Below are 17,096 nucleotides of genomic sequence, written 5' to 3' on the forward strand. Positions count from 1 at the left end.
CACGACGCGCCTGGCGCATCGTCCAGACGGGTCGCTCCGCAGGTCAACGCCCTAAACGATTCAGCCCCGCTCACCAGCGGCGGTGCGCGCCACGTCCGCCTCACGCGGGGGCTCCTCGGTCTCGAGGTCGCCCCCCGGCCCGGCCGCCACGTCGGGCTCGTGAGCCCGATCCGTGGGCGCGTGGGTTGCGGGCTCGGCGCCGGGCGCGGGATCCGCCGGACCGGCCGAGGACGGGGCGTCGAGCGCCACCGGCGGCACCGCCGGCTGCTGCGCGTCCACCCGGGTCGCGGTCGACCGCCGTGCGCGGCGCATGACGGGACGCTCCACGAGCAGCCAGCTCGCCAGCGCCAGCGGGATGGTCCCGAGGACGCACAGCACGACGTAGGGCAGGAACCCGTAGCGGTTCAGGCCGAACATGACGAACAGCTGCTGCACCGGGAACGCGTAGATGTAGAAGCCGTAGGAGATGTCGTGCTTGTGCATGAGGCGCGGGATCGGGACGACCGACGCCACCCACATGATCACGTACGTCAGGAACGGCGCCGCGGCCTGCATCCCCCACCGGTCGACCTGCACGAGCAGGAAGGTGCCGACCGCCCCGGCGAGCAGCATCCCGGCCCAGTGCAGCGGGACACGTCTGCGCAGCGCGTACACGAGCCCACCACCCAGGAAGAAGGGCAGGTGCTCCAGGGCGACGGCCGAGTCGAACGAGTTGCCCATGTACGGCAGCACGACCGCGTTGTTGGCCCACAGCAGCACCGACGTCGCGAACAGCACGCCCATCGCCGTGGCGCTCCGGCGCACGATCGAGACGAAGCCGAGCGCGCCGATGACGAGGTAGCAGACGAACTCGACGTAGAGGCTCCACAGCGAGCCGTCCCACACGAGCGGGTACGGGACCCCCGTGGGTGTCCCCGCGACCTCGAACGTCGACACACGCAGGAACCAGTTCGAGATGACGAAGTCGAGGGGCGTCCGGGGCGCCGTGAGGAAGCCGTCGAGCGTGCCGTTCGCCTTCCAGTAGCCGATCGGCGCGAAGAGGCCGGCGATGACGACGAGACACACCCAGTAGGCGGGCATGATGCGCGCGAGCCGGTGCAGCAGGTACGTGCCGAACGAGTTCGTGAACCGGCTGCCGGAGATCAGGTAGCCGCTGACGGCGAAGAACCCGAACACCGCGAGCGAGCCCATGTTCTTGCCGTGCAGCTGCGGGCCCACCCCCGACCCCGTCAGCGTGAACGAGTGCGTCCCGAGGACCATGAGGGCGAGCAGGAGCCGGACGGCGTTGAGGCTGTTGTCCCGCGGGTCGAGCTGGTGCGCGCGCAGCGCCCGGAACCGGCGCGGGGTGTCCAGCGGCTGCTCGACCGCGGTCGCGGCGGTCACCGGCGTGCCCCGGCACGCGCCGGACGTACCCGGGAAGCGGCCGCGGCGTCCTTGTCGCCCTGGAACATGCCCCACATGGTCCGACAGTCTGTCGTATCCCGAGGCACTCTCACGACGCCTCGAGGGCGCCGCGCGACGGCGGACCGCCGGCCATGACGCCCCCCGGCGCGGCGGCGCAGGTGGGACGCACCACGCCCCCCGGGCGTCGAGGCCGGCGGGGGGCGTGGGAACTGCGGACCCGCGGCGCGGGCCGGGTGTGTCAGGCCTTCGGCTCGTCCGTCGTGCCGGAGGTGTCCGCGCCGGGCGTCACCGGGTCGACGTCCGCCGCCGGGCTGCCCGCGGCGTCACCGCCGGCGATCGGGGCGGCCGGCGTGAACTCCTCGGTGGTGCCTGCGGTCGTCGTGCCGGTGTCGACCGTCTTCTGCGACGAGCGGCGCACGCGCTTGGCGGCCTCCGTCGCACCCTCGCGGGCGTCGGCGACCTTCTCCGTGAGCTCCTCGCGGGCCTCGGCGACCTTCTCGGCGGCCTTGCGGGTCGCGTCGCGGCCCTTGGCCACGGCCGCGCCGGCCGCCTCGCCGACGGCGTCCGCCGCGTCGCCCACGGCGTCCGTCAGGTCGTGACGGGCCTCGTGCGCACGCGTTCGCAGATCGGCGTGCGACGGCCCGCCGAGCGACTCGGCGGGCTCCCACGGCTCGGCCCACGGGTCGACCTGCGACCGCGACCGGCTCCACGCGACGGCTGCGGCACCGGCGGCGGCGACACCCGCCAGCACCCAGAACACCTTGGCGCCCGTGTGCTTGTTCCGCTGCTCGGCCGCGGCAGCAGCTGCGGCGGCCGCAGCCGCCTTCGCCGCCTTGCGCGCGCCCCGCTTGGACGTCGCGGCCGACGAGTCCGCCGCCTTCTCGACGGCGGCGCCCGCGCGGACGGCCGCCTCGTTCATCGCGGCGACGAGCCGCGGCAGCAGGTCGTCGACGAGCTTGTCGTGCGCGGTGTCGATCGCCGGGGACGCCTTGGCGGCGGCCTGCTCGACCTTGGGGGCGGCCGCGATGAGGCTCTCCTTGTACGCGTGCTCGACGCGCGGGATCAGCCAGTCGACGAACGCCTCGACGCGTGGCGTCGTCCACTCCTTCGCGTGCACGGCGGCGTCGGACGCCTTGCCCGCACCGACGGCGGCCGCGATCTTGGCCTTGGCTGCGCGGTCGGCGAACTGCGCCCCGAGCTCGGCGGCCTGCTCCTTGAGGTGCTCCTTGTCGACGTCGATCGTCGTGCGGCTCTTGCTGAAGCCCATCGTCCACTCCCGGGGTCAGGTGTGCGGCGGGTGGCATGACCCGTCCGCGCTGGTCGGCGGCACTGGAGTCCCACTCTGCCACCGGACCTGCTCAGACGCAGGACGGTGACCCCGGGCATCACCCTGTCGACCGCGCCGGGCGGGCGCTGCGTGCGAGACTGTCGGCATGTTCGCGACCCTGCACACGTCCGCCGGTGACATCCGGATCGAGCTGTTCCCGAACCACGCGCCGCGCACCGTCGAGAACTTCGTGGGCCTCGCCACGGGCAGCAAGCCCTGGACGGACCCGGCGACGGGCGAGCAGCGCACCGACGCGCTGTACTCCGACCTCGTGTTCCACCGCGTCATCGCCGACTTCATGATCCAGGGCGGCGACCCGCTGGGCACGGGCCGTGGCGGCCCGGGCTACACGTTCGACGACGAGATCCACCCCGAGCTCACGTTCTCCGAGCCCTACCTGCTCGCGATGGCGAACGCCGGCAAGCGGCTCGACCCGACGACGGGCAAGGTCGGCGGCACCAACGGCTCGCAGTTCTTCATCTCCGTCGCGGCCACGACGTGGCTCAACGGCAAGCACACCATCTTCGGCAAGGTCGCGGACGACGCGAGCCGCGCGGTCGTCGACGCGATCGCCACCACGCCGACGCGGCCCGGCGACCGCCCCGTGCAGGACGTCGTGCTGCAGTCGGTGTCGATCGAGGACTGAGAGGCCCTCATCGCCGAGAACCCCGCGACGTCCGACGCGCCGGTCGCGCCGCCGGTCTGCCCGCGGCACCCCGACCGGGTGTCGTACGTGCGCTGCCAGCGGTGCGGCCGGCCGACGTGCCCCGACTGCCAGCGTCAGGCGGCCGTCGGCGTGCAGTGCGTCGACTGCGTCGCAGAGGCGGCGCGGGGCACCCGGGACGCGCGGACTCCCCTCGGGGGGCGGCGCCGTGAAGGGCGCCCGGTCGTCACGCTGACGATCATCGCGCTGTGCGTCGCGAGCTTCGTGCTGCAGCTCGTCGACCCGATGTGGACGATCCGCTGGTACTTCGACCCCGAGCGCGGGCTCGAGGAGCCGTGGAGGTTCCTCACCGCGTCGTTCCTGCACTCCCCCGGCAGCTACGTGCACATCGGCGTCAACATGCTGGCGCTGTGGATGACGGGACCGTTCCTCGAGCAGGCGCTCGGCCGGGCGCGCTTCCTCACGCTGTACGCGCTCAGCGCGTTCGGCGGCTCGGTCGCGGTCGTCGTGCTCGCGGAGCCCCTCGACGCCTGGGACGTGGGCGTCGTCGGTGCGTCGGGAGCGATCTTCGGGCTGTTCGGTGCCGTGCTCGTCGTCATGCGACGGCTGGGCGGTGACGTGCGGGGCATCCTCGTCGTGCTCGCGCTGAACGTCGTGATCGGCTTCGTGTTCGCCGGGATCGCGTGGCAGGCGCACCTGGGTGGGCTCCTGACGGGCGTGGCGCTCGGCGCGGCCTACGCGTACGCCCCCGCCGACCGGCGTCGTGAGGTGGCGTGGGTCGCCCCGGCGGTCGTGGGTGCCGTCCTGCTCGCCGCGACGCTGGTCGCCTACGCGGCTGCGGGGATGCTCTGACGGCTGTCGCCTGCCCGCTCCGCACGGTCGTGGTGCCTGCCGACGGGCGTTGTCCCCAGCCCGCCGCGGCTGTCGGTGTACGACGCAGGTTCCGTCCACAGGCTGTTGACCTGCGCTGACGCTCCCTCCGTCCCCAGCGGTGCACAACACTGTGGATAACTACAGCCGTGTAGTTCCACAGGTGTGAGGGACGTTGGGGACGGCGGACCAGGGGATGAGACGGCGGCTCAGACGCCGACGGCGGGGCGGCTCCTCCTCGAGCCACCCCGCCGTCGATCCCGTCTGCGCGTCAGCGCCAGCGGGTCGTCATCCCGAAACCGGCGATGATCAGCACGAAGCCGATCGCCAGGTTCCACTGGCCGATCTCCGGGATCGGGTAGCGCGACGACGACAGGTACGTCACCACGATCCACACCAGGCCGAGCAGCATCAGCCCGAGCATGACGGGCACGAACCACGGCGGGTTCGGCTTCTTGCCGGCCGACTTCTCGGGCGGCGGGATGTACGCGGCCTTCTTGCGCGACCTCGACTCAGGCACGTCCGGTTGCTCCTGTCCAGCGGCGGTGCGTGACACCCGGGCGCCACGCGGAACGACGGTGACGGCGCGTCACCGAGCGACAACGATGTGCGTGGAGGGCCCCGCGACGTCACGGGCTCCGCGCAACGTGACCTAGCGTAGTGGGCGGCAGCCCCCGACGAGCCCGAGAGGACGCCCGTGACCGACCACTCGCACCGTGCGCGTCGGCTCCTCGCGCGCGGGACGCTCTCGGTCGCGGTCGTGCTGGCCCTGTCCGGGGCCCTGTTCGCCGCCAACGCCAAGTTCGCCCGCGCGGCGGACGACCAGCGCCACCCCCAGGACCTCGCCGAGCTCGCGACGGTCCGGACCGACCGGGTGCAGCAGCTCGCGGCCGAGGTCGACGACCTGCGCGCCGACGTCGAGGCCCTCGCGGACGAGACGAACGCCGACCTCGACGGGCAGATCGGCACGCCGAGCCTCGGGTACCTCGTCGAGGGCGGCTCGACGCCCGTCGTCGGGCGCGGCCTCACGATCCGTCTCGACGACGCCCCCGTCGACTCGCCGCTGCGCGGCACAAGCATCGACCCGGACGTCCTGGTCGTGCACCAGCAGGACGTGCAGGCCGTCGTGAACGCCCTGTGGGCCGGCGGGGCTGAGGCCATGGGGCTCATGGACCAGCGGGTCATCTCGACGAGCGCGTTCCGCTGCGTCGGCAACGTCCTGCACCTGCACAGCCGCTCCTACTCGCCCCCGTTCGTCATCCACGCGATCGGCGACCCCGAGGAGCTGCGCGACGCGCTCGACGACTCGACCGCCGTCGCCGGCTACGTGCGCGACGCGAAGGACGTCGGACTCGGCTGGTCGGTCGAGACCGTCGACACCCTCGAGCTGCCGGCGTACTCGGGCGCGACCGAGCTGGACGAGGCACGGGTGCCCGACGACGTCGAGATCCTGCCCGGCCTCGAGGAGGCGCTCCGGGACGCCCGGCGTGACGCCGCCGCGACGCAGTCCCGCACGCCGCAGGCGCCGACGTCCCCCACCGGTGGGGGAGCAGCGGATGACTGAGGGCGGCACCGGCACGGCGACCACCCCCGGGCCTCGCAGCGACCGCCCGGCGCGCAGCAGCAGGCCGCAGCGCGGCCCGTCACGCGCGCGCAGCCGCGCCTACGGCGTCGTCGGGGTGCTCGGCGAGCTGCTCATCACGTTCGGCGTGCTGCTGTTCGCGTTCCTCGCGTGGCAGCTGTGGTGGACCGACGTCGAAGGCAACCGGGCGCAGGCGGAGATCGTCCGCGACCTGGACTGGCAGCCCGTGCCGACGCCCGAGCCGACCGCGACGGCGAGCGGCCCGCTCGTCGCGCAGCCGCGCCGCGACGAGGCGCCCCCCGTGATCGAGGAGCCCCCGCACGGGACGACCTTCGCGACGCTGCAGGTCCCGCGGTGGGCGGGGGAGCCGGAGCGGCCCGTGTCCCAGGGCGTCGACCGGCCGACGGTGCTCGACGTCCTCGGGATCGGCCACTACCCGGGCACCGCGATGCCCGGCGACGTCGGCAACTTCGCGCTCGCCGGGCACCGGACCACGTTCGGCCGCCCGTTCCACCGCGTCGAGGAGCTGCAGGTCGGCGACCCGATCGTCGTCCGGACCCCGGACACCTGGTACGTCTACCGCGTCACCTCGACGCAGGTCGTGCTGCCGTCGCAGGTCGAGGTCATCGCGCCCGTCCCGGACCAGCCCGGCGCCGAGCCGACCGAGCGCCTCATCACGCTGACCACGTGCCACCCGATGTTCTCGGCCCGTGAGCGGTTCATCGTGCACGGGACGCTCGACTACTGGGCGCCCGTCACGGACGGCACCCCCGCCGAGCTCCTGCCTGGCGCATGATGGTGCGGCGCACACACGCGCGGCGACCACGGACCAGGGGAGGGCGATGATGTACGGGTGGCTCTGGCGACACCTGCCGGGACCGGCCGCCGTGCGCGCCCTGACCCTGGCGGTCGCGGCCGTGGCCGTGCTCGCCGCGTGCTTCCTGTGGGTGTTCCCCGCGGTCGCACCGTTCATGCCGTTCAACGAGACCACGGTGGGGGAGTGACGTGACGCGGATCCTGGTGGTCGACAACTACGACTCGTTCGTCTACACGATCGTGGGCTACCTCGACCAGCTCGGTGCCGAGACGGTCGTCGTGCGCAACGACGCCGTGCCCCCCGTCGAGGAGCGCGCCGGTTTCGACGGCGTGCTCGTCTCGCCCGGGCCGGGCACGCCCGCGGAGGCCGGCGCGAGCATGCAGGTCATCCGGGACTGCGCCGCGAGCGGGACGCCGATGCTCGGCGTGTGCCTGGGGCACCAGGCGCTCGGTGAGGTGTTCGGCGGCACCGTGACGCACGCGCCCGAGCTCATGCACGGCAAGACCAGCCAGATCGAGCACGACGGGGAGGGTGTGCTGGCCGGGCTGCCGACGCCGTTCACCGCGACGCGCTACCACTCCCTGGCGGTCGTCGACGGGACGGTGTCCGACGAGCTCGAGGTCACGGCCACGACGCACGGCGTCATCATGGGCCTGCAGCACCGCACGCTGCCCCTGCACGGCGTCCAGTTCCACCCGGAGTCCGTCCTGACCGAGGGCGGGCACCGTCTCCTGGCCAACTGGCTGGCCGTCTGCGGCGACGACGAGGCCGTGGCGCGCTCGGAGGGCCTGCACCCGCTCGTGCGCCTCTGAGACCCCTCCGGGGCCGTCCGGGGGCCACACCGCGGCTCGACGCCACGTCGCGACGCCACGGCCCGAACGGCACGCGCGACGACCCGGCCGGGCAGCACCTCTCGACGGTGCCGCTCGACGACACAGGGCCCGCCCCGTCCTCGGACGGTGCGGGCCCTGTCGTCTGCGCGGGCGCGCCCTACGGCTTTGACGTGGGGTTGGGTGTTGCGCCGCCGTTGTTGTTGCCGCCCGGGCCCTTCGACACGTAGAGGTCGATCTGCTGGTCCGGCTCGACCTCGGAGCCGGCGTCGGGCTCGACGCGGATGACCTCGCCCACGGGCCGGTCGGACTGCTCGTCGATGCGACGCACGTTCGTCAGGCCGGCCTGGCGCAGCGCGTTGACGGCCTGGTCGTACTGGGTGCCCTCGAGGTTGTCGGGGACGACCGGGTTCTCGGGCGCGACGGCGATCTCCAGGTTGACCGTCGTGCCCTGCCGCACGAGCGAACCGACCGACTTGTCCTGCGACAGCACGGTGTCGGGCGCGGCCTCGGTCGTCTCGACCGACTCGGTGTTGAGCAGGAGCTTGAGGTCGTTGAGGATCTGCTGGGCCTCGGCGCGCGGCTTGCCCGTGACGTCCGGCATCTCGACGTTGCCGCTCGACACGAACAGCTTCACGGTGCTGCCCGACGTCACCGACGTGCCCTCGGGCGGCTCGGTACGGGTCACGCGACCCGCCTCCTGCGTCGCGACGTCCTCCTGCTGGCGGTTCGGGTCGACGACGAGCCCGGCGGCCTCCAGGGCGGCGACGGCCTCCTGCTCGGTCATGCCGGCGAGGCCCGTCGGGATCGTCGTGCTGGCCGGACCCGTCGAGAAGGTCACCGTGACGTTCGACTCGGCGTCGACCTCGGTACCGACCGCGGGGTCGGTCTTGAAGGCCTCTCCGGCCGGCACGGTGTCGTTGGCCTCCTGCGCGGCCGTGAACAGCAGGTTCGCGTCCGTGATCGCCTTCTCGGCGGCGGCCTCGTCGAGCCCGATGACGTCCGGGACCTTCAGGACGTCGGGCTCGTCGTTCGCGGCGTTCGCGATGAGCAGCGCGACGATGCCCGCGACCGCGAGGACGGCGATGCCGATGAGCGTCCACAGCAGCCAGGGCCGCTTGCGCTCCTCCTCGGGCTCGGGCAGGTCCGCCGGCGTGGTCGGCTGGAGGCCCGTCGCACCCCACGGGGTGGTGGGGGACAGGGCCTGCGTGGCCGCGACGGCCGCGGGGGGCGCCATGACCTGCGTCGTGTCGCCGGCGGCCAGCACCGCACCCGCGGCGGCCGCACCCACCGCAGGAGCGCTCACGACACCGCCGCGCAGCACCGCCTCCAGGTCGGCGCGGAACTCGGCCGCCGTCGAGTAGCGGGCGTCGCGCTCCTTGGCGAGCGCCTTCGCGGTGATGCGGTCGAGCGACTCGGGCACGTCGGACGCGAACTGCGACGGCGTGGGCGCCGTCTCACGGACGTGCTGGTAGGCGACGGCGACGGGGGAGTCGCCGGTGAACGGCGGGCGACCCGTCAGGAGCTCGAAGAGCAGGCAGCCCGTCGAGTACAGGTCGGAGCGCGTGTCGACCTGCTCGCCGCGCGCCTGCTCGGGCGACAGGTACTGCGCGGTGCCGATCACCGCCTGCGTCTGCGTCATCGTGGCGGCCGAGTCGGCGACCGCGCGCGCGATGCCGAAGTCCATGACCTTGACCGCGCCCGTGGGGGTCAGCATGACGTTCGCGGGCTTGATGTCGCGGTGCACGATGCCCGCGTGGTGCGAGTACTCGAGGGCCGACAGCACGCCGGCCGTGATCTCCACGGCCTCCTCGATCGGGACCGCGTGCCCGTCGCGCAGGATGCCGCGGACGGTGTGGCCCTCGACGTACTCCATGACGATGAACGGCACGTGCGCGACGACGCCCGTCGGCTCGGTGAACACGTCCTCGCCGGTGTCGTAGACCGCGACGATCGCCGGGTGGTTGAGGGCCGCGGCGGCCTGCGCCTCGCGCCGGAACCGGTTCTGGAAGGAGGGGTCGCGTGCCAGGTCGGAGCGCAGGATCTTGATCGCGACCGTGCGGCCGAGCCGGGTGTCGTGGCCGATGTGCACCTCGGCCATGCCACCGCGCCCGATGAGCTCGCCGACCTCGTACCGTCCGGCGAGGATCCGGGATCCGTCGTCCACCACTAGGCGTCCTTCACTTCCGTCGTCAGCGGGCGCGCGGAGGCGTCACCGCGCCCGTCCACCGAGATCATCCCATCGGGACTGCCGCGATGAGGGTACTGACTGCCGTCGCCCTGCGGGGACGGGCTGTGCGCGACGAGCACCCCGGGGGTGTCCGGCGCGGGTGCGCCGCGGGTCAGGCCGTTGGCGACCGCCGCGCCGAGCGCCGCGACGAGCAGCAGCGCGAGAGCGAGCAGCGGCCAGCGGAACCGGGTGTAGCGGCCGAGGCGCGGACCGGTCGTGCGCAGCGACTGGACGTTGACGTGCCGCGGGGTCCCGCCCGACCGGCCGCGGGCCGGCTCGTCGCGCCGGGTGCGACGCGGCGGGTAGGTCGGTGGCGCCGACTCGGCGGTCGAGGGCCTCACCTTCGCGGTCGCGAACGTGTCGGCGGGCCGCGAGATCTTCGACACGAGGACCGGGACGCCGCTCGGCGGGGTGCGCGGGACCATGCGGTCCAGCAGGCGCGCGAGCTCCTCGCCGGACTGCGGCCGCTGGGCCGGGTCCTTGGAGAGCAGGCGCATGACCAGGGCCGCGAGGGCCTTGTCGACGCTCGAGGGCAGCGGCGGGACGGCGTTGTTCACGTGGGCGACGGCGATGTCGACCGCCGTCGGCCCCGTGAACGGCCGGTGCCCGACGATCGCCTCGTACGCGACCACGCCGAGCGAGTACAGGTCCGACAGCGGGGTCGCGGCCTTGCCGACCGCCTGCTCCGGCGACAGGTACTGGGCCGTGCCCATGACCATGCCGGTCGCCGTCATGGTGATCTGGTTCTGCGCGAGCGAGACGCCGAAGTCGGTGATCTTCACGCGCCCGCCGCGGCCCAGGAGGATGTTGCCGGGCTTCACGTCGCGGTGCACGACGCCCGCCGCGTGCGCGGCGTGCAGAGCGCGGGCCGTCTGGGCGAGGATCGGCAGCAGCCGACGCGGGGCGAGCACGGGCTCGCGCTCGAGCAGGTCGGACAGCGGCTCGCCGACGACGAGCTCCATGACCAGGTACGCGGACCCGTCCTGCTCGCCGTAGTCGAACAGCTGCGCGATGCTCGGGTGCGACAGCGACGCCGAGTTGCGGGCCTCGGTGCGGAACCGCTCGAGGAACCCCGGGTCGCCCGCGAACTCCTCCTTGAGCACCTTGACCGCGACCTGGCGGGCCAGCGCGTCGTCGTGCGCCTCCCACACCTCGCCCATGCCGCCCGTCGCGATGGGCTTGATGAGGCGGTACCGCCCGTCCAGGGCCACGCCCGATGCCGTCCTCATGAGCCCAGCACCGCCTGGATCACGGACTTCGCGATGGGCGCCGCGACACGGCCGCCCGTCGCCTCGTTGCCCGCGCTCCCGCCGTGCTCGACGATGACCGCGACGGCGACCCGCGGGGCGTCGGCGGGCGCGAAGGCCGTGAACCACGCGTGCGGTGCCTCGTCGTCACCGGTCTGCGCGGTGCCGGTCTTGCCGGCCACCTGGACGCCGGGGATCTGCGCCGCGGTGCCCGAGCCGTCGGCCACCACGCCCACCATCATGTCGCGCAGCGCGGCGGCGGTACCGGGGGACACGGCGGTGGACAGCAGCTCGGGCTCCGTCTCGTCGACCGTGTGCAGGTCGGCCGAGCGGACCGTCTGCACCACGTAGGGCTTCATCAGCTGGCCGCCGTTCGCGATCGCGGCGGAGACCATGGCCATCTGCAGGGGCGTGGCGCGCACGTCGCGCTGGCCGATCGCCGACCCGGCCGTCGTCGGGGCGTCGAGGTCCTCGGGGAACACCGACGCGTCGACCTCCATCGGGATGGTCAGGGACGGGTCGTTGAACCCGAACCGCTCGGCCTGCGTGCGCAGCGCGTCGTCGCCCAGGTCCATGCCGAGCTGGGCGAACGTGGTGTTGCAGGAGACGCGCAGCGCGTCGGCCAGCGTGATCGGGTCGGCGCCGCAGCCTCCGCCGCCGAAGTTGCCGATCGTCGACGTCGTCTGCGGCAGGTCGAGGGTGACCGGCGCCGGCAGCGGCGTCTGCGGGGTGTACGCGCCGCTCTCCAGCGCCGCGGCGGCCGTGACCAGCTTGAACGTCGAGCCCGGCGGGTACGTCTCGCGCGTCGCGTTGCTGCGCAGCGGGTTGCCCTCGGCCGCGTCGAGCTCGCTGAAGGCGGCACCGGCGGCGGCCGTGTCGTGCGTCGCGAGGGTGTTCGGGTCGAACCCCGGCGTCGAGACGAGCGCGAGGATCTTGCCCGTCGACGGCTCGATCGCGACGACCGCACCCTCCTGGCCGCCGAGGCCGTCGCGCGCCGCCTGCTGCGCGGCGGGCAGCAGCGTCGTCTCGACCGCGGCACCCTCCGGACGGCGGCCGGTGAGCAGGTCGCGGGCGCGCGTGAAGAACAGCTGGTCCCCGCGGCCGGTGAGCGCGTCGTTGGCCGCGAGCTCGAGCTCCGAGCGGCCGTTGACGACCGAGTAGTAGCCCGTGACCGTCGACCACAGGTCGCCGCCCGTGTACGAGCGCTGGTAGCCGAACGCGTCGTCGACCGGCGCCGACGACGCGACCGCCTCGCCCGCCACGAGGATCGGGCCGCGCGCGTTCCCGAACTCGCGGTAGAGCGTGCGCACGTTGCGGGGGTCGTTGTTGAGGCTGTCGGCCTGCACGTACTGGACCCACGTCGTGCCGGCCATGAGGACGACGAACATCGCGAGGACGACCGTCGCGAGGCGGCGCAGGGGTGTGTTCACGACAGGCCCCCGATGCGCTGCGTCGGCTGGTCGTCGCCCGGCGACGGGACCGCGGGGGTGCCCGCGGCGGGGCTGCGCGTGCCGGCGGTGACCGGCGTGCCGATCTCCGGCGTCGGCACCGCGCGCACCACGGGGGCGGGCCGGCGGGCCTCGTCGGAGATGCGCAGGAGGAGGGCCACGATCACCCAGTTCGCGAGCAGCGACGAGCCCCCGTAGGCCAGGAACGGGGTCGTCAGGCCCGTGAGCGGGATGATCCGCGTGACGCCCCCGACCACGACGAACGTCTGGAACGCGACGACGAACGCCAGGCCGCCCGCGAGCAGCTTGCCGAACCCGTCGCGCACGCCGATCGCGGTGCGCAGGCCGCGCTCCGTGAGGATCGTGTAGCAGAGCAGGAGCGCGAGCAGGCCGGTCAGGCCCAGCTCCTCGCCGAGGGACGCGACGATGAAGTCCGACTCCGCGAACGGCACGAGGTCGGGCCGCCCCGAGCCCCAGCCCGTGCCGAACAGCCCGCCGTTCGCGAGGCCGAACAGGCCGCGGACCAGCTGGCCCGACCCGCCGGGGGAGCGGTCGAAGATCTCCTGGTCGAACGGGTGCAGCCACACGTCGAACCGGGCCCCCACGTGCGGGAACGCGGTCGCCGCCATCGCGGCACCGCCCACGAACAGGGCCATGCCGATGACGATCCAGCTCAGCCGCTCGGTCGCGATGTAGAGCATCGCGACGAACAGGCCGAACAGCAGAAGCGACGTCCCGAGGTCCCGCTCGAGCACGAGGACGGCGAGCGAGACGGCCCACACGATGAGGATCGGGCCCAGGTCGCGCAGACGCGGCAGCTGCAGGCCCAGCACCTTCGGTCCCGCCAGCGCGAGGGTGTCGCGGTGCGTCACCAGGTACCCGGCGAAGAACACGGCCAGGACGATCTTGGCGAACTCCGCGGGCTGCATGCCGACGCCGCCGACGCGCACCCAGATCCGGGCGCCGTTGATCTGCTGCCCGATCACGGGGACCAGCGGCAGCGCGACCAGCACGAGCGCGACGACCATCGCCGTGTACGTGTACCGCCGCAGCGTGCGGTGGTCGCGCAGCAGCACGAGCACCAGCGCGGCCAGGACCACCGAGATCGCCGTCCACCCGAGCTGCCGCTCGGCGAAGCCCGCCGCCTTCTCGCGCGCCTCGTACGCGATGTCGATCCGGTAGATCATCGCCAGGCCGATGCCGTTGAGCGCGACCGCCACCGGCAGGATCACCGGGTCCGCGAACGGCGCGCGCCAGCGCAGGACGAGGTGCATCGCGACGGCCAGCGCCGTCAGGCCCGCGCCGTAGCCGAGCACGTCCGCCGGGACCCGACCCTCGGTGCCGAGACCGACGAGCGCGTAGCCCGCGATCGACAGCGCGAGCGCGAGCAGGAGCAGGCCGAGCTCGACGCCCCGGCCCGCCCGCACCGGGTGCGGCTGCACGGTCGCCATCAGACACCCCTCACGGGCTCGTCACCCCGGCTGCGGGGTCCGCGGCAGGGTCGACCGGCGGTGCGGCGGGGTCCGTCACCGGGGGAGTCGGCGTGGGCGTGGCGGTCGGGCTGGGTGTGGGGGTCGGCGTGGGCTCCGGCTCGGAGTCGTCCTCGAGGCGGCGGACCACGTCCCGCGCGTCCTCCAGCGACGTCGCGTGGATGGTCTGCTCGACGCGTTCGCGCAGGTAGGCGGACGCGAGGTCCTCGACCTGCGTGCCGGACCGCTCGACGACCGTCGACAGCGCGACCGGCCCGAGCGTCTGCGGCAGGCCGCGCAGGACGACGACCTCGCCGTCGTCGTCCGCCACGAAGTACTGCGTCTGCGTCCACAGGTAGCCCAGCGCGAGCACCGCGACCGTCGCGACCGCCGCGAGCGTCCAGACCACGGCCGGCCGCAGCCGGCGGCGCGGCGCCGGGTCGTCGTCGTCCGGGTCCGCGGGCGGCGGGGCGTCCTCGCCATCCGACCCGTCCTCCGCGGGCGCGGCAGCCGCGGCCCGGGCTGCCGACTGCGCGAGCGACGCGGCGCGCGCCGCGGGCCCGTCCACCGCCGACGTCGGCTCGTGCCGCGTCGTGGCCGCCGCCCCGACGACCGCCGCGGCCGTCGTCGGCCCCGCGCCGTCGGCCACGTCGTCCAGCTCGATGACGTCCGCGAGCACAACCGTCACGTTGTCGCCGCCGCCCGCGCGCAGCGCGAGCTGCACCAGCCGGTCCGCGCACACGTCGACGTCCGCGACCGTGCGCAGCGTCTCCTCGATCGTCTCCGCGCTCACGAAGCCCGACAGGCCGTCGGAGCACAGCAGCCACCGGTCGCCCGGTCGCGCCTCACGGACCGACAGGTCGGGCGTCGCCTCGGCGTCGAAGTCGCCCAGCACGCGCATCACGACGGACCGCTGCGGGTGGTGCTCGGCCTCCTCGGGCGTGATCCGGCCGATGTCCACCAGGTGCTGCACGAACGTGTGGTCCGTCGTGACCTGCGTCAGGACGCCGTCGCGGAACAGGTACCCGCGCGAGTCGCCCAGGTGCACCATCGCGAGCTTGTTGCCCGCCCGCAGGATCGCGATGACCGTCGTGCCCATGCCCGCGAGCTCGGGGTCCGCGTCCACGCGCGCCAGCAGCTCGTCCCGGGCCTGCTCGAGCGCCGCCTCCAGCTGGTCGAGCGCGTCGTCCGGCCCGTGCGACTCGCCGTCGAGCGGGGCGAACGCCGCGACCGCCAGCGAGGACGCGACGTCACCGCCCGCGTGGCCGCCCATGCCGTCGGCGACCATGAGCAGGTGCGGGCCCGCGTAGGCGGAGTCCTGGTTGTTGGTGCGCACGAGTCCGACGTCGGACCGGGCCGCGTACCTGAGGGCGACGGTCACCGGTTACCTCTGCAGCTCGAGCACGCTCTGTCCCACGCGGACCGGTGTACCGGTCGGCAGGGGGATCGGTCCGTCGACGCGCTGGTCGGCCAGGAACGTCCCGTTCGTCGACCCCAGGTCCTCGACGTACCACTGGCCGTCCTGCGGGAAGACGCGCGCGTGCCGCGACGACGAGTAGTCGTCGTCCAGCACCAGCGTGCAGCTCGGCGCCCGACCGATCAGCACCGGCGACGTGCCGAGCGGGACGATCGTGCCGCGCAGCGGGCCTTCGGTGACGACCAGCCGGCGCGGCCCGGAGCCGCTGCGGGCCGACCGTGGCGTGCGCACCGGGGCCGACGGCGGGGCGGGTGCAGGCGTGGGCGCCGCGGCGGCCTCTGCCGGCTGGGGGCGCGTGGCAGGTGCTGACGGCGTGCCACGGCCCGCCCGGCGGCGGTCGGTGATGCGCGTGCCGTACAGGTCGCGGCGCAGCACGCCGATCGCCGACAGCACCAGCACCCACAGCAGCGCCAGGTACCCCAGCCGCAGCAGGGTGATCGTGACCTCACTCATGCGCGGGCGTCACTCGTCCAGGTCCGGCTCGCCACCGGTCCAGAACTGGATCCGGGTCCGGCCGATCATGAGGGTGTTCCCGTCCACCAGCGTCGCCGCCGGCACGTGGTGCCCCTCGACGTACAGGCCGTTCGTCGACCCCATGTCCGAGGCGATGACGCCGTCCGGCGTCACCCGGATCTCCAGGTGCCGACGCGACACCCCCGGGTCGTCGACGATGATGTCCGCCTCCGAGCCCCGGCCGATCACCGTCACCGGGCCCGTGAGGATGTAGCGCTGGTCGTCGACGATGAGCAGCGGGTGCCGCGACGTCGGGGCCGTCGTCGACGCCGCCGGGGCCACCGCACCGCGCACCGTCGCGCTGTGCACCCGGAACCGGCCCGTCTCGAGCGCCGCGTCCTCGCCGAAGGACACCGTCACCGGCCCCACGAACGCGTACCGCTGACCCGCGGCGTGGTCGGTCACGGCAGCGGCGAACTCGTCCGCCATCGCCTCCGCGCCCCACTGCTCCACGTGGTCGTAGTCGGCACTCGACAGCTCGATCGTGAACTCGTTCGGCACGACCGTCCGGTCGCGCCCCACGACGGCCGCCCGGTCGTCCAGCTCGCGGCGCAACGCGCTCGTCAGCTCGACCGGCTTCAGCTCGCTGCGGAAGGCCTTGGCGAAGGCGTTGTTCACGACGCGCTCCACGCCGTTCTCGAACTTGTCGAGGAAGCCCACGCCCACCTCCTTGTCCTCGTGCCGCGCGGCCGGCGTGCCGGTCGGTGCCGCCGGGACGGCGGTCGCCGCCCGGTCCTGAGCGTCGATGGTATCCGTGCGGCGACCGTCACGGTCGGGTGACGGGGACCTTGTGGTGCGTGGACGTCGCGCAGATCCCGTGCCGGGGACGGGTGGAGGCAGGCGCCGGACCCTCCCGGGCGAGGGGTGTGCGGGGCCGGGTCGGGAGCCTCCCTCGCGCCGTGCTAGTGTTCTCGGCGCGCGCGAGTGGCGGAACGGCAGACGCGCTGGCTTCAGGTGCCAGTGTCCGAAAGGGCGTGGGGGTTCAAATCCCCCCTCGCGCACAGTGGGGTGGTTCCCGATGGGGGCCGCCGAGTAGTACCGAAACTCCCGGTTAGAGTTCTCTGGCCGGGAGTTTTGTGGTTCTCGGGGTGCCTCGGCGCGTCTGGAGGCGCTCGCGGGCGCTGAGAAGCCCTGCCGAGCGGGTCTCGGCAGGGCTTCTCGGGTTGATCAGGCGTCCGTGGGCCTGTTCGCGGGCAGGCTGACGCCGACTCGTCGGTG

Annotated in this window: 16 protein-coding genes and 1 tRNA gene; 7 read left to right on the plus strand and 10 right to left on the minus strand. The window is 73.6% G+C overall.

All coding sequences use genetic code 11. The annotated features are described in order from the left end of the window. Positions 1 to 60: 60 nt before the first annotated feature. Both CELF_RS00105 and CELF_RS00110 read right to left on the minus strand, forming a co-directional pair. Entirely contained in the window at positions 61 to 1,383 is a 1,323-nt protein-coding gene (locus tag CELF_RS00105; protein ID WP_013769202.1) for an acyltransferase family protein, read from the minus strand. 259 nt (positions 1,384 to 1,642) lie between these two features. After that, positions 1,643 to 2,671, minus strand: coding sequence for a hypothetical protein (locus CELF_RS00110; RefSeq protein ID WP_013769203.1), 1,029 nt, complete (start codon positions 2,669 to 2,671; stop codon positions 1,643 to 1,645). Between the two features lie 166 nt (positions 2,672 to 2,837). Between CELF_RS00110 and CELF_RS00115 the strand changes: the two genes are divergently transcribed. Together CELF_RS00115 and CELF_RS00120 are read left to right on the plus strand one after the other, a co-directional pair. Next, complete coding sequence (locus CELF_RS00115; RefSeq protein ID WP_013769204.1) at positions 2,838 to 3,377, plus strand: peptidylprolyl isomerase; 540 nt, start codon at positions 2,838 to 2,840, stop codon at positions 3,375 to 3,377. Positions 3,378 to 3,386: 9 nt separating this feature from the next. After that, on the plus strand, positions 3,387 to 4,247 hold the full coding sequence (locus tag CELF_RS00120) for a rhomboid family intramembrane serine protease (RefSeq protein WP_013769205.1): 861 nt from the start codon (positions 3,387 to 3,389) through the stop codon (positions 4,245 to 4,247). A gap of 289 nt (positions 4,248 to 4,536) precedes the next feature. Here the strand turns inward: CELF_RS00120 and CELF_RS00125 are convergent, their stop codons facing one another. Then, a complete protein-coding gene (locus CELF_RS00125) occupies positions 4,537 to 4,785 on the minus strand; it encodes a cell division protein CrgA (protein WP_013769206.1) in 249 nt (82 codons plus the stop codon). Between the two features lie 177 nt (positions 4,786 to 4,962). Here CELF_RS00125 and CELF_RS00130 point away from each other — a divergent pair, with 177 nt between their 5' ends. From CELF_RS00130 to CELF_RS00145, 4 genes are read left to right on the plus strand one after another with little or no spacing between them, the layout of a single operon-like run. Continuing rightward, entirely contained in the window at positions 4,963 to 5,829 is an 867-nt protein-coding gene (locus CELF_RS00130) for a DUF881 domain-containing protein (RefSeq protein ID WP_013769207.1), read from the plus strand. After that, positions 5,822 to 6,643: a class E sortase gene (locus tag CELF_RS00135; protein ID WP_013769208.1), complete on the plus strand. Its 822-nt coding sequence runs from the start codon at positions 5,822 to 5,824 to the stop codon at positions 6,641 to 6,643. Before CELF_RS00130 ends, CELF_RS00135 begins: the two co-directional genes overlap by 8 nt. A gap of 49 nt (positions 6,644 to 6,692) precedes the next feature. Continuing rightward, positions 6,693 to 6,851, plus strand: coding sequence for a hypothetical protein (locus tag CELF_RS20570; RefSeq protein ID WP_013769209.1), 159 nt, complete (start codon positions 6,693 to 6,695; stop codon positions 6,849 to 6,851). A gap of 1 nt (position 6,852) precedes the next feature. Further along, positions 6,853 to 7,476 (plus strand): aminodeoxychorismate/anthranilate synthase component II, encoded by a 624-nt coding sequence (locus CELF_RS00145; protein WP_013769210.1) that lies wholly within the window; start codon positions 6,853 to 6,855, stop codon positions 7,474 to 7,476. 178 nt (positions 7,477 to 7,654) lie between these two features. On the opposite strand, the gene pknB is transcribed toward CELF_RS00145, so the two are convergent. The 7 genes from pknB to CELF_RS20575 are packed head-to-tail and all read right to left on the minus strand — an operon-like array spanning position 7,655 to position 16,538. Continuing rightward, positions 7,655 to 9,664, minus strand: coding sequence for a Stk1 family PASTA domain-containing Ser/Thr kinase (pknB, locus tag CELF_RS00150; RefSeq protein ID WP_013769211.1), 2,010 nt, complete (start codon positions 9,662 to 9,664; stop codon positions 7,655 to 7,657). Further along, complete coding sequence (locus CELF_RS19260) at positions 9,664 to 10,953, minus strand: serine/threonine-protein kinase (RefSeq protein ID WP_013769212.1); 1,290 nt, start codon at positions 10,951 to 10,953, stop codon at positions 9,664 to 9,666. The genes pknB and CELF_RS19260 overlap by 1 nt, the downstream gene beginning before the upstream one ends. Further along, complete coding sequence (locus CELF_RS00160; protein WP_013769213.1) at positions 10,950 to 12,401, minus strand: peptidoglycan D,D-transpeptidase FtsI family protein; 1,452 nt, start codon at positions 12,399 to 12,401, stop codon at positions 10,950 to 10,952. The genes CELF_RS19260 and CELF_RS00160 overlap by 4 nt, the downstream gene beginning before the upstream one ends. Next, a complete protein-coding gene (locus tag CELF_RS00165) occupies positions 12,398 to 13,870 on the minus strand; it encodes an FtsW/RodA/SpoVE family cell cycle protein (RefSeq protein WP_013769214.1) in 1,473 nt (490 codons plus the stop codon). Before CELF_RS00165 ends, CELF_RS00160 begins: the two co-directional genes overlap by 4 nt. A 10-nt stretch (positions 13,871 to 13,880) precedes the next feature. Then, positions 13,881 to 15,269, minus strand: a complete 1,389-nt coding sequence (locus CELF_RS00170; RefSeq protein ID WP_013769215.1) for a PP2C family protein-serine/threonine phosphatase — start codon at positions 15,267 to 15,269, stop codon at positions 13,881 to 13,883. Between the two features lie 3 nt (positions 15,270 to 15,272). Next, on the minus strand, positions 15,273 to 15,818 hold the full coding sequence (locus tag CELF_RS00175) for an FHA domain-containing protein FhaB/FipA (protein ID WP_013769216.1): 546 nt from the start codon (positions 15,816 to 15,818) through the stop codon (positions 15,273 to 15,275). A gap of 9 nt (positions 15,819 to 15,827) precedes the next feature. After that, positions 15,828 to 16,538: an FHA domain-containing protein gene (locus CELF_RS20575; RefSeq protein ID WP_013769217.1), complete on the minus strand. Its 711-nt coding sequence runs from the start codon at positions 16,536 to 16,538 to the stop codon at positions 15,828 to 15,830. Between the two features lie 258 nt (positions 16,539 to 16,796). Between CELF_RS20575 and CELF_RS00185 the strand changes: the two genes are divergently transcribed. Further along, positions 16,797 to 16,879 (plus strand) — tRNA-Leu (locus tag CELF_RS00185). Positions 16,880 to 17,096 lie beyond the last annotated feature (217 nt).

Source organism: Cellulomonas fimi ATCC 484 (genome assembly GCF_000212695.1).
Classification (GTDB): domain Bacteria; phylum Actinomycetota; class Actinomycetes; order Actinomycetales; family Cellulomonadaceae; genus Cellulomonas; species Cellulomonas fimi.